The organism is Allobosea sp. BH3, assembly GCF_025499465.1.
Taxonomy (GTDB): Bacteria; Pseudomonadota; Alphaproteobacteria; order Rhizobiales; family Beijerinckiaceae; genus Allobosea.
The window spans coordinates 340,134-353,055 of the sequence record NZ_JAIMCA010000002.1; the positions used below are offsets into that span (position 1 = coordinate 340,134).

Annotated in this window: 9 protein-coding genes; 2 read left to right on the top strand and 7 right to left on the bottom strand. The window is 66.7% G+C overall.

Annotation, left to right across the window (positions count from 1 at the left end):
* Nucleotides 1-29 precede the first annotated feature (29 nt).
* Both BoBH3_RS06595 and BoBH3_RS06600 read left to right on the top strand, forming a co-directional pair.
* Nucleotides 30-1,607, top strand: a complete 1,578-nt coding sequence (locus BoBH3_RS06595; RefSeq protein WP_262329973.1) for an acyl-CoA carboxylase subunit beta — start codon at nucleotides 30-32, stop codon at nucleotides 1,605-1,607.
* 8 nt (nucleotides 1,608-1,615) lie between these two features.
* Complete coding sequence (locus tag BoBH3_RS06600; protein WP_262329974.1) at nucleotides 1,616-3,604, top strand: acetyl/propionyl/methylcrotonyl-CoA carboxylase subunit alpha; 1,989 nt, start codon at nucleotides 1,616-1,618, stop codon at nucleotides 3,602-3,604.
* Nucleotides 3,605-3,609: 5 nt separating this feature from the next.
* Here the strand turns inward: BoBH3_RS06600 and BoBH3_RS06605 are convergent, their stop codons facing one another.
* The 7 genes from BoBH3_RS06605 to BoBH3_RS06635 form a co-directional block, all read right to left on the bottom strand.
* Nucleotides 3,610-4,728 (bottom strand): GGDEF domain-containing protein, encoded by a 1,119-nt coding sequence (locus tag BoBH3_RS06605; protein WP_262329975.1) that lies wholly within the window; start codon nucleotides 4,726-4,728, stop codon nucleotides 3,610-3,612.
* Between the two features lie 229 nt (nucleotides 4,729-4,957).
* Nucleotides 4,958-5,917 (bottom strand): succinylglutamate desuccinylase/aspartoacylase family protein, encoded by a 960-nt coding sequence (locus BoBH3_RS06610; RefSeq protein WP_262329976.1) that lies wholly within the window; start codon nucleotides 5,915-5,917, stop codon nucleotides 4,958-4,960.
* Between the two features lie 10 nt (nucleotides 5,918-5,927).
* Nucleotides 5,928-6,749 (bottom strand): ABC transporter permease, encoded by an 822-nt coding sequence (locus BoBH3_RS06615; protein ID WP_262329977.1) that lies wholly within the window; start codon nucleotides 6,747-6,749, stop codon nucleotides 5,928-5,930.
* A gap of 14 nt (nucleotides 6,750-6,763) precedes the next feature.
* Nucleotides 6,764-7,699: an ABC transporter permease gene (locus tag BoBH3_RS06620; protein ID WP_262329978.1), complete on the bottom strand. Its 936-nt coding sequence runs from the start codon at nucleotides 7,697-7,699 to the stop codon at nucleotides 6,764-6,766.
* A 138-nt stretch (nucleotides 7,700-7,837) separates the two neighbouring features.
* A complete protein-coding gene (locus BoBH3_RS06625) occupies nucleotides 7,838-9,427 on the bottom strand; it encodes an ABC transporter substrate-binding protein (protein ID WP_262330448.1) in 1,590 nt (529 codons plus the stop codon).
* A gap of 213 nt (nucleotides 9,428-9,640) precedes the next feature.
* Complete coding sequence (locus BoBH3_RS06630) at nucleotides 9,641-11,263, bottom strand: amidohydrolase (protein ID WP_262329979.1); 1,623 nt, start codon at nucleotides 11,261-11,263, stop codon at nucleotides 9,641-9,643.
* A 46-nt stretch (nucleotides 11,264-11,309) separates the two neighbouring features.
* Entirely contained in the window at nucleotides 11,310-12,794 is a 1,485-nt protein-coding gene (locus BoBH3_RS06635) for a M81 family metallopeptidase (protein ID WP_262329980.1), read from the bottom strand.
* Nucleotides 12,795-12,922: the final 128 nt, after the last annotated feature.

Sequence of the window (12,922 nt, forward strand, 5' to 3'; positions counted from 1 at the left end):
GGCTGAGGAAACGACAGCGGACGAGGCACATGGCGCGGACCGACCAAGGCATCTCTATCACCCCTCCCCCGCTCGCCGCCATGATCGAAACGCTGCGCGGGCACCACGCGCTGGCTGCGACCGGCGGCGGCGAGAAGCTCCGGGCGCGGCATGAATCCCGTGGCAAGATCATGGTGCGGGAGCGGATCGATCTGCTGCTCGACCCGCAGACGCCCTTCCTCGAACTTTCGCCGCTGGCGGCCCACGGGCTCTACGGCAACGAGGTGCCCGGCGCCGGGATCGTCACCGGCATCGGCATCGTCGAAGGCCGCGCCTGCATGCTGATCGCCAACGACGCCACGGTGAAAGGCGGCTCCTTCTTCGCCGAGACGGTGAAGAAGCATCTGCGCGCGCAGGAGATCGCAGAGGAACACCGGCTGCCCTGCCTCTACCTCGTCGATTGCGGCGGCGCCTTCCTGCCCGAGCAGGACCGCGTCTTCCCCGACCGCGACCATTTCGGCGGCACCTTCTACAACCAGTGCCGGATGTCGGCGGCGGGCATCCCGCAGATCTCGCTGGTCTTCGGCGGCTGCACGGCGGGCGGCGCCTATATTCCGGCGCTTTCCGACCAGGTGATCATGGTCAAGGGCACGGGTCGCATCCATCTCGGCGGGCCACCGATCGTGAAGGCGGCGATCCACGAGATCGTCGACGGCGAGACGCTGGGCGGGGCGGAGATGCACACGCTCGTCTCCGGCGTCAGCGACCATCTCGTCGAGAACGAGATGGAGGGGCTCGCCAAGCTGCGCGAGATCGTCGGCGCGCTGGGCGAGATCGGCAAGGTCACCGCGCCACCCCGGCCCGCAACGCCGCCGAAGCTCGATCCGGCCGAACTCGTCGACATCGTCCCGACCGATCTACGACGCCCTTACGACGTGCGAGAGGTCATCGCCCGCATGGTCGACGACAGCGCCTTCAGCGCCTTCAAGCCTGACTACGGCGCGACGCTCGTCACCGGCTTCGCCCATATCCATGGCTATCCGGTCGGCATCCTCGCCAATAACGGCGTGCTGTTCTCCGAGGCCGCGGTGAAGGGCGCGCATTTCATCGAGCTCTGCGACCAGCGCCAGATCCCGCTCATCTTCCTGCAGAACATCACCGGCTTCATGGTCGGCACAGAGGCCGAGCGCGGCGGCATCGCCAAGCATTCGGCCAAGCTGGTCTATGCCGTCTCGAATGCGCGCGTGCCGAAATACACGGTGCTCATCGGCGGATCATATGGCGCCGGCAATTACGGCATGTGCGGGCGCGGCTTCCGTCCGCGTTTCCTGTTCTCCTGGCCCAATGCCCGCATCGCGACGATGAGCCCGGAGGTCGCTGCGACCGTGGTGACGGAGCTGCGCCGGCAGTCCCTCAAGGGCGCTGGCGACGAGGCCGCCATTGCCGAACTCGACAGGCGCACCCGCGCGCAGTTCGAGGAGCAGAGCGATCCCTACTACGCCACGGCGCGGCTCTGGGACGACGGCATCATCGAGCCGACGCAGACGCGCGACGTGCTGGGCCTCTGCCTCGCGCTCTCGGCCGGCGAGGCGCGCGACACCGGCCCGCGCCCGGTCTACCGGATGTGAGCGGCACCATGTTCGACACCCTGCTCATCGCCAATCGCGGCGAGATCGCCTGCCGCATCATCCGCACCTGCCACAAGCTCGGCATCCGCACCGTCGCAGTCTATTCCGACGCGGACCGAGATGCGCTGCATGTGCGCCTCGCCGACATGGCGGTTCGTATCGGCCCGGCCCCGGCGCGCGAATCCTATCTGCTGGCCGACCGCATCATCGAGGCGGCGCTCGCGACCGGCGCCCAGGCGATCCATCCGGGCTACGGCTTCCTCTCCGAGCGGCTCGACCTGATCGCGGCCTGCGAGGCGAACGGCATCGCCTTCATCGGCCCATCGGCCGGCGCCATCGAGGCGATGGGCGACAAGATCCGCTCCAAGCAGATCGCGCGCGAAGCCGGCGTGCCGGGCGTGCCGGGCTATGACGGCGCGGATCAATCCCCCGATACGCTGAAGCGCGAGGCGCTGCGCATCGGCCTGCCGGTGATGGTGAAAGCCTCGGCCGGCGGCGGCGGCAAGGGCATCCGCAAGGTCGAGGCGGAAGCCGATCTCGACTCGGCCATCTCGACCGCCAGCCGGGAGGCAAAGGCCGCCTTCGGCGACGGACGCCTGCTGATCGAGAAATTCGTGACGCGGCCGCGCCATGTCGAGGTGCAGGTCGCAGGTGACCGGCACGGCACCATCGTCCATCTCTTCGAGCGCGACTGCTCGGTGCAGCGCTCCAACCAGAAACTTCTGGAAGAGGCGCCGGCACCCAACCTGAAGCCCGAGGCTCGCGCCGCCCTGCACGAACACGCGCTGAAACTCTCTCGTGCCATCGCCTACGATAATCTCGGCACCGTCGAGTTCCTGGTCGATGCAGCGACGCAGGAGGTGTTCTTCCTCGAGATGAATACGCGGCTCCAGGTCGAGCATCCCGTCACGGAGGCCATCACCGGGCTCGACCTCGTCGAATGGCAGATCAGGATCGCGGCCGGGGAGACGCTGCCGCGCCGACAGGAGGAGATCGCCTGCACCGGCCACGCTATCGAGGCGCGGCTGACGGCGGAGCGTGCCGATGAGGGCTTCCGCCCCGATACCGGCACTATTGCGCTCTGGCGCGAGCCGGAAGGACTGCGTGTCGACAGCGGTGTCGAGACCGGGAGCGCCGTCTCGCCCTTCTACGATTCGATGCTCGCCAAGGTCATTGCCTACGGGCCTGACCGCGAGGCGGCGAGGCGTCGCCTTGCCGACGGGCTCGACCGGATGGCGGTGCTGGGACCAGCGACGATCAGGCCCTTCCTCGTCGATGCGCTGCGGCAGCCGGCGTTCGTCCGTAGCGAGGCGACGACCTTGTTCATCGGCGAGAGCTGGCCGGATGGCTGGCAGCCTGTGGTCTTCGATGCGCTGGAGCGCGACGCCGTCGCAGCCGCGATCTGGCTCTCGGGCTTCGAAGAGGCACCCGCCGGCCCCTGGGGCAGCCTGACGCGCTTCCGCTTGCTCGCGCCTGCCGGCAAGCCGGGCACGAGCCATCTCGCGCTCACATCCAGTGGCGAGATGCGCCGGCTCGTCGTCGAAAGCCATGAGACGGGCTTCCGAGTGAGTTCCGGCGACCGGACGCTCGAGGTTGCGGTCGAGGCCGCCGCAGGAGGGGCGAGCTGGTCCGTCCTGCTGGACGGGCGGCGCCGGAGCGTCGATGCGGTGCGCGATGCGACCGGCCTGTTCCTGCGTGACGGCAGCTTCGAGGGCCGCATCGAGATCACACTCGCCGTCGCGGCTGAAGCCGCGGCGCGGCAGGCGAAGGGACAGGGCGGCGATTCCGTGCGGGCGACCATGCCCGGCACCGTCGTCGCCATCCATGTCAGCGAGGGCGAGAGCGTCGCGGCCGAGCAGGTCGTCGCCGTGCTGGAATCGATGAAGCTGTTCATGGACCTGAAGAGCCCGGCGGCCGGCACGGTCACGCGCGTGGCGGTGAAGCCCGGCGCGACGGCGGCAGCCGGCGAATTGCTGATCGCGATCGAGCCGGGCTGAGCCGCTCAGGCGGCGATCATGCTGCGGCCCTTGCCGGCGCGCTTGGCGTCGTAGAGGGCCTTGTCGGCCGCGCGCTTCAGCGCTTCCGCCGACCAGCTCTCTCCGCTCTCGCGCGGCTTGATCGCAACGCCGACGCTCGCGCCGACCGCCAGGGCATGCCCCAGCACCGTGAAGGGGGCCTTGCAGGCGGACACAGCCAGGTCGGCGACCTTGGCCAAAGCGCAAACGTCATCGATGCCATTGACCACGATCGCGAACTCATCGCCGCCCATCCGCGCGACGAGATTGTCCGGCCCGACGACCTGGCGGAGCCGCGCGGCGACCTGCTTGAGCAGGTCGTCGCCGACATGATGCCCATAGCGATCGTTCACGAGCTTGAAACCGTCGAGATCGAGCAGCAGCAGCCCCGGCGGTTCGTCGCGCGCGAAGGCCTCCGCGAGCGCGCGGTCGAAGCCGCGGCGATTGAACAACCCGGTCAACGGATCGTGGCTGGCGGCGAAATCCAGCTCGCGGCGCACCATCAGCAGTTCCTCGAACTGGCCGATGATGTGGTCCGAGCTCTCGTAGATCGAATAGAGGTAAAGGCCGAGCAGCAGCCCCAGCGCCTGATAGAGCGGATCGCCCGAGATCAGGAAGGCAACCATCATGGTGCCGACCGCGACGGTCGAGAGCCCGGCGCAGATCCAGTAGCGCAGCGTCCGCAGATAGGAGCCTGCGGTCAGCGCCATGACGAGGCCGAGGCTCAGCACATAGCCGGCCGTGTCCTCGACCCAGGCCACCACGATGGTCAGCGCGGAGATGACGAGCGTGAAGGCGAAGGCCGAATAGGCATAGCCGGCCTCCCAGCGTCGCGCCTCTGCGAGCGTCAGCGGCCGTGCCGGATCGCGCCGCTTGAAGCCGATGATATTGATGACGCGAAGCGCGGTCGTCGCTACACCGGCGCCCGCCATCCACCAGAAGACCGGCGCGCCGGTCTTCACGGCCATGATCGCCGAACCGATGATCAGGCCAGCGGCGACGCACAGAATCTGCGGCAAGGCGCCGAAGAGACGCGAGATGATCTCGATCTCGATCTCGGCGGGTAGTCGGGTCGCGCGCTTGCGAGGCCAAACCAGAAATGACATGGCCGAGGCTGTAGCGGGACGACCCTAAAACTCCCTCTGCCCAATGTCCGGTATTTTAGAGGTCGTGGAACTTGCCGATTTCGCGCGGAACCGCTCCCGGGCATTGCGAGGAGCGTAGCGACGAAGCAATCCAAGGGCGGCAAACTGAACGTTCAGCCCAGTCCCCTGGATTGCTTCGCTTCGCTCGCAATGACGGGTAGAGCGTCAGACTTTCAACGCGTTGCGCCGGTCACGCGTCGCGGCTGCTCTCGGTGCCAAGATAGCAGATGCCCTCGCCCGGCTTCGCCTTCGGGTTCGGGAAGATGATGAATCCGTCGCGCGGCATCGCCACCACGCTGCCATCGGCCCGGCGCGCGACGGGAGTGCCCTTGGCGACGCGGTCCCCGGTGCGCCAGCCCGTGCCTTCGAGGCGGTCGCCTTCGCTCTCGCACAGGACGAGATCGTCCATATGGACGACGACGCGCCTCGCGGGCGCAGGCGCCGCCTCGTCGCTCAAGCCGAGATGGGCCAGGACGTTGCGGATGGCGCGATACCCGACATCGACGGAGGCCGGATCGTCATGCCGGCCGCATTCCAGCGTCACGCCGTAGCCGCCGGCAAAACGCATGTATTCGGTGGTGCCGAAGCCCTCGGTGACGGCGAGCCGCGGCAGCCCCAGCCGCTCGCGCGCCGCGATCAGCCGGACATAGATGTCGAGCCAGCCGTGGATCATCAGGTCGACGCCGAGGCAGGCGGCGAAGGCGGCCTCGGCCTGCGCATGGCGGAAGGGCTCCAACTCACCGCGATTGTCATCCGGGCCGAAGAAGACGAAGGGCACGCCCTCCCCTGTGAAGGAATGGACGTCGAGCAGCATGTCGTGCTGGCGCAGGATCGGCGCCAGGCGATTGCCGATCCTGTCCTCGTTGTCGGCGGGCTGGGGCCGCTCGCGCAGGTCGCGGTTAAGGTTGCGGTCGCCCTCGCGGGTGTTCTGGCGATAGGCCTTCGGATTGGCGACGGGAAGGAAGGTGACCTCGCCGCGCTGGATCGAGACACGCCCGGCCCGGCAATCCTCGACGACGCGGGCGATGGCGTTGGGCCCGCACGTTTCGTTGCCATGGACGGCGCCGAGGACGAGGAGCTTCGGCCCCGCCTTCAGCCCATGGAAGCGGATGGTTTCGAGCGGCGGATCGAGAGGCGTCTGCGTGGTCATCCAAATACCGTCAGGCTTTGCGGAGCTGGGAATGCGGATCGAGGATGTCGCGCAGGCCGTCACCCAGCAGGTTAAGGCCGAGCACCGTCATGAAGATGGCGAGGCCCGGAAAGATCGAGATCCAGGGCGCGGTGGTGATCTGGTCGCGCGCATCGGAGAGCATGCTACCCCAGCTCGGGAAGGGCGGACGGATGCCAAGCCCCAGGAAGGAGAGCGCCGCCTCCGCGAGCACGGCGCCGCCCATGCCGAGCGTGCCGATGACGATGATGGGGCCGGCGATGTTCGGCAGGATTTGCAGCAGCATAATGCGAGCGTTGCTCGCGCCGAAGGAGCGTGCCGCCTCGACATAGCCCTGCTGCTTGGTCGACAGCGTCGCAGCCCGCGACAGCCGGCAGGTATAGGACCAGTTGGTCAGGCCGAGCGCGATCAGCAGGCTGGTCAGGCCCGGCTGGAGGATCGCCATGATGGCGAGCGCGAAGACCAGCGAGGGAATCGACAGCATGAGATTGGTCAGGCCGCTGACGAAATCGTCCCACCAGCCGCCGAAATATCCTGCCGACATGCCCAGCGCCACGCCGATCACCGTGTTGATGAGCTGCGAGACGATGCCGACGGTCAACGAGATGCGCGCGCCGTAGAGGACGCGGCTGTAGATGTCGCGGCCCTGCGCATCCGTGCCGAACCAGAACTCGGCGCCGGGCGGGACCTCGGCGTTCATCAGGTTGGCGTCCATGACGGGGTCCGTATGCGCCAGCCAGGGTGCCAGCGTCCCGCCGACCACGACGGCGGCAAACAGCGCGCCGCCGATCCAGAGATTCGCCCGGAATTTCATCGAATGCCCTGCCTCTAGGTATATTTGATGCGCGGATCGATCAGAGCGCAGAGCACGTCCACGATGATGTTCACGACGAGAAAGAAGAGCACCAGCAGCAGGATGCAGGCCTGCACGACGGGGATGTCGCGCAGGGACACGCTGTCGACCAGCAGCGAGCCGATGCCCGGCCAGGCGAAGAGCTTCTCGATCACGACCGCGCCGCCCATGATCGAGCCGAACTGCAGGCCCAGCGTTGTCAGCACGATGACCATCGCGTTGCGCGCCACATGCCAGCGCATCACCCGGATCTCGCCGGCGCCCTTCGCGCGGGCGGTGCGTATGAAGTCGGCGTTCATGACCTCAAGCACGGCGGCACGCGTCGTGCGGGCCAGCAGGGCGAGCGGTGCCACGCCGAGCGCGACCGCCGGCAGCACGATGTAGCGCGGATTGCCGTCGCCGTAGCCGAAGCTCGGGAACCAGCCGAGAACCAGCGCAAAGGCATACATCAGCATCAGCCCGAGCCAGAACTGCGGCAGGGAGAGGCCCGACACGGCGACGAACATCGACTGCATGTCGAGCCAGCCACCCGGCTTCAGGGCCGCGAGGAAGCCGAGCGGAACGCCGAAGACGATGGCGAACGCCATGGCGGCAATGGCGAGCTGAAGGCTGGGCCAGATCCGCTCGAGCAGGGAATTGATCACCGGCTGGCGGGTGCGGAACGAGGTGCCGAGATCGAGCGCCGCAAGCTTCACGGCATAATTCGCGAAGCGCACATGCACAGGCTGGTCGAGGCCGAATTGCTTGTTCATGCGCGCGACCTGCTCCGCATCGACGACCGAACGGCCATCGGCCATCTGGGTCGAGGCGAAATCGCCCGGAATGACGCTGAACATCACGAAGACGAGTCCGGCTACCGCAAGCAGAATCGGGATGGCCTGCAGCAGGCGGCGGACGACATAGGGCAGCATGGTGAACTCCTGATCGCCGCCGCAGGCGGACTCAGGTCAAGGCTCGAAATTCTCCGTCACCCCGGACGGACGGCATGGCCGCACCGATCCGGGATGACGGAGGTCCTTGAGCTGGCGGGAACCTCCGCGGAGGCGCGCTTACTTCGCCGCGGGCGAAGAGGCGTCGACCCAGAGATCCTCGTAGCGCTGGAGCGCGAGCTCCGTCGCGTTCGCCTGGAGGCCGTGCAGCCAGGGCTGATAGGCCAGGACCGCCTTGTTGTAGTTGAAGAACCAGACCGGAGCCTCGTCCTGCAGCATGGCGTTGGCCTTCGTCAGCAGCGCGAGCTTCTTGCCGGCGTCCTTCTCGGCGGCCGCCTCGTCGAGCACCTTGTCATAGGCCGGGCTCTTGAAGGTGGTGTAGTTGCAGGAGGAGCGTGGCGTCGTCGAGTGGAAGCACTTCAGCGCCGTCAGCGGGTCGGGACCGGAGGTGTTCGACCAGATATAGGCCTGGAAGTCGCCCTTCGCGATGACGCCGCCGAGCGCCGAGGTCTCGACCGGCTTGACCTTCACCTTGATGCCGACCTTGGCGAGCATCGGAATGGTCGCCTCGACGATCGGGATGCCCCAGCTCTCGTTCGGCGTCGCCGTCCACTCGAACTCGAAACCGTCCGGATAGCCGGCTTCGGTCAGGAGTTTCTTGGCCTTCTCCGGATCGAAGGCATAGGACTTGGCGTCCTTGTCGAAGCCCGGCACCGAGCTCGGCAGCCAGCTCACCGCGCGATAGGCCTTGTCGCGGACGAGGCGCTTGATGATCAGCTCGCTGTCGATCGCATGGTTGATCGCCTGGCGCACCCGCTTGTCGGAGAAGGGCTTGAACTCCGGGTTCATGCCCATGTTGCGGGTGAAGACCTCCGCGACCTCGAGGATGCCCTTGGAGAGGTTCGGGTCGGCCTTGTAGGCGACATACTGGGTCGAACCCAGGATGGAGACGTCGATCTCCTTGTTGCGGAAGGCGACATCGCGCGCAGCGGCCTCGCCCATCGGCGAGATCACGAGCCTGTCGGCATAGGGCTTGCCCGCCTTGTAGTACTTATCCCAGCGCTCGAAGACCATGCGCGAGCCGGGAACGTGCTCGACGAACTTGAACGGCCCGAGGCCGATGGGCTTGTTGAAGAAGTCCGGCTCCTGCGCCTCCTTGGCCGGCATGATCGCCGTGGGGGCGCTGTAGAACAGGAAGCCGGGATCGACCCCGTCGGTCATCGTCATCTCGATGGTGAAATCATCGATCTTCTTGAGGCCGGAAATCTCCTTGGCCTCGCCCTTGCGGACCTCGGCGCCGCCCTTGATGCGCGAGACGTGGCGTGCACCGGGATAGTTCTTCGAGCCGTCGACCAGACGCGTGAACGACCAGATCACGTCGTCGGCCGTCATCTTGCGGCCATTGTGGAAGAAAGCGTCGTCGCGCAACTTCAGCGTGTGCGTCAGCCCGTCCGCCGAGGTGGTCACGCTCTTGACCAGCTCAGGCTCCGGCTTGCCGGCCTTCGAATCCCAGCGGAACAGCATGCCGTGCAGCGCATAGCCATAGATCTCGTCCTGAATCTGGTTCGAGACATGGCTGTCATTGCTGACGAAGGAGGCGCCGTAGGGCGCCGTGAAGCGGATCGTTCCGCCGCGGCGCGGCTCCTGGGCCTGCGCCTGCACCGTAAAAGCCGCCAGCGTCAGCGCAGTGGCGAACGCAAATTTCTTCAACAACACGATTAGTCCTCCCGTCTTACTCACTCCGGCTGATCCGGAGTTTTTTGCTTCCAACTGGAACCATAACGGCTTTGCCGCGCTTGTCTTCCCCCGCGCGGTCAAATCTCCCGGGTAGATCGGCGATTCAGAACGCCACGAAGCTACCCAGGGCATTTTTTCGCATTTTCTTCACGCGAAGCGATCTTCTTCGCTCGAAAATGCTCCGGCTCAAGCGCCCCGCTCGTAGACGATTTCGCCACCGAGGATGGTGAGGTCGCAGCGCGTATCCTTCAGGATGTCGGCCGGATCGGCGCTGAGCAGGTCGCGCGAGAACACTGCGACGTCGGCGAGGAAGCCGGGCACGAGACGGCCCTTCACGTTCTCCTGCTTCTGCGAGAAGGCGCCGAATTCCGTATAGGCCTGCAGCGCCTCCTCGATCGAGACGCGCTGACCCTCGTCCATCACAGTGCCCTTCCAGGTCTTGCGGGTCAGCATGTTGTGGAAGTTCGGGAAGGGGTTGGGGTCGCAGACCGGCGCGTCGCTGCCCGTCGCCGGCTTGAGGCCGAGATCGAACCAGGTGCGGAAGGGATAGCTCGACAGCGCCCGCTCCGGCCCCAGCACCTTGATGTAGGCATCGCCGAAATCATGGATGAAGACCTGCTGAGGGCAGGGATAGATGCCGGCCTTGACCATGCGCTCGTGCTGCGCCGGGGTCGAGAAACCGCAATGCTCGATGCGGTGGCGACGGTCCGGGTCCGGATGGGCCGCGAGCGCCTTCTCGTAGGCCGTGATCAGCTGCTCGATGGCAGCATCGCCGATGGCGTGGCAGACGAGCTGATAGCCCTTCACATGAGCATCGAGCACCATGCGCTCCAGCTCGGCATCCTCCCACATCCAGACGCCGGTGGTCTTGTCCTCGCCCAGATAGGGCTCTGTCATCCAGGCGGTGCGGCCGCCGGCCGAACCGTCGAGGAAGAGCTTGACGCCGCCGATCATCAGCATGTCGTCGCCGGTGCCGGAGATCAGCCCGGCCTCGTAACATTGCGGCACGATCGAGCGGCCGTCATCGCCGAGCAGGGTCAGCCAGGTCCGGACCGGCAGGCGCCCGTCGCGCTTGGCGCGGTGATAGGCCGCGATCTCGCGGAAGCCGCCCTTCTGGCCGACAGCGGCGTCCATGCAGCTCGTGATGCCGAGCGAGAGCAGATACTGGCCGCCGCGCTCGATGCCGGAGATGATGTCCTCCTCGGTCGCGGCCGGGATCGCGGCCTGGACCGGAGCGCGGGCGTTCTCGGCGAGCATGCCGGTGAGCCGCCCGTTCTGCTGCTCGATCAGCCCGCCCTGCGGAGCCACCGACTTCTCGTCGATGCCGCCGAGCCGGAGCGCCTCGGAATTGCAGATGGCGATATGGCCGCAGGTGCGCACCACCATGACCGGGTTGTTCGGCGCCACGCGGTCGAGCTCCTCGCGATAGGGATGGCGGCCGGTGTCCAGCTTGGTTTGGTCATAGCCGCGCGAGAGAATCCACTCGCCGGGCTTGGCCGTGGCGGCGCGGGCGGCGATGGCGCCGAGCAGAGCCTCCAGCGTCGGCGCGGCCTCGGGGCGCGAGTCGACCCAGCCCATGGTCATGCCGAGCGAGACCAGATGCAGATGGGAGTCGTTCAGGCCCGGCGTCGCCAGCCGGCCCTTCAGGTCGATGACGCGGGTCTTCGGCCCGACGAGCGGGGCGATCTCGGCGTCGCGGCCCGCCGCCAGGACCTTGTCCTGCCAGATCGCCAGCGCCTCGACGACGCCATCCTCGCGCCCGCACCAGATCGGCCCGTTGCGCAATACGATATCGGCCTGAATCGTCATGGCTTCCTCCTGTGTTCCTGTCTTCGCGGCTGTGGCGGGCCAGCGGTCAAATGTCGTCGAGCGGGAAGATCGGCCGGCGCACGTTCTTGTACGGCCGTTCCTTGAAATTGCGGGTCGAGAGCGCGCCGGTGTCGACCTCGAGAACCTCGCGCGCAATCGGCTGGAAGGCGGCGCGGAAATGCTGCATCGACTTGACGATCACGGTCGATTTCCGCGTCGGGTCGACGCCGAGCGAGGTGAACTGGGCAAGATCGGTCGCCTGTCCGTTATGGGTGATGACGATGATCTCGACATCGTCGACGCGCAGCAGGGCCGAGAGTCCGTAATTGCGCCAGACGCCGCCGGCCATCGGGCCGTGGCAGAGGAAATAGCCATCGGTGATCGCCACGACATGGGCGTCGAGATCGAGCGGCGCGCCGCCCATTGTCGGATCGACCTTGCCGCCGAGCCTGATCCGGCCACGCTTGCCGACACCGATCGCCTGCGCCGCGAGGGCAGCCTCGGGGTCGCAGATCGCGTGGAAGCCGACATTCTTCAGCTTCGCATCGAGGATGGCGCGCAGCAGGTTGGTGGCATCGCCATAGGCGCCGGAGCCGGGATTGTCGGAGTAGTCCGAGATCACCACCGGCTTGTAGCCGGGCTTGCCCAGATCGGCTTCGCCAGCCTTGGCGCGGCCCATGGCCTCCGCCAGCGGCGTGAAATGGATCGAGGAGAAGCGGCGCTGCTCCCAGGCATAGTCCATCAGCTCTTCGGCAATGGCCTGCGCCTTGCCGCGGTCGTCGGCCGTGACCGCGATCGAGGGGCCGATATCGTGGACATCGGCCGAGGAGAAGCCGGCCTGGACGCTGACGACGAGCGCGTCGCCCGAGGCTTCCAGCGCATCGCCCCGGCGCAGCAGCTCCAGGAAGGGCGGCGAGGTCGTGCGCCCGCCATCGAGGGCGTAGAGGATCGGGCGCCGGGCGAGCGCGACCTTCGGCCTGATCTCGCCCTTCATCGCGCGTTCCAGCAGTTCGGCCGCCTGCCAGGTCCGCTCATATTGATCGATGTGCGGATAGGTGCGGTAGGAGATCAGCGCGTTGGCATTATCTGCCATGAGCTGCGTGACCGTGGCGTGCAGGTCGAGCACGGCGACGACGGGCACGTCCGGGCCGATGCGCTTGCGCAGCCGCGCCAGCAGCTCGCCCTCACCGTCGTCGGAGCTTTCCGTCGCCATCGCACCATGCAGGTGCAGCAGCACGCCATCGACGCCGTCGGCGGCATCGACGATATGTCCCGCGAAGACGTCGAAGGCGGCGTCGGTTACCCGGCCCGAAGGATTGGCGCCGGTCACCAGGGGGTGGGCCAGGCTCCAGCCGAACTTGTCAGCGACCTCGAAGGCGGCGCCCATCGATGTGCGGGTGCCGCGGAATGCCTCCGGGATTTCATTGCCGAGATAGGCGCCATGCGCCCGGAAAGTGGCCTCGTCCGTGAGCTGAACACTGAAGGTGTTCGTCTCATGCATGAACTCGGCAATCAGTACGCGCCTCGTCATTCTCTCCCTCGAGCCCCTGTTCAAATTTTTTGACAGTCTTGGCCCGCGACCAGCGCGATTGCCACAAATTTTCGCGCATACGCCGCCCCTGAGCCGAGTCCTTGCCGAATGGTGGTGAATATGCTCGA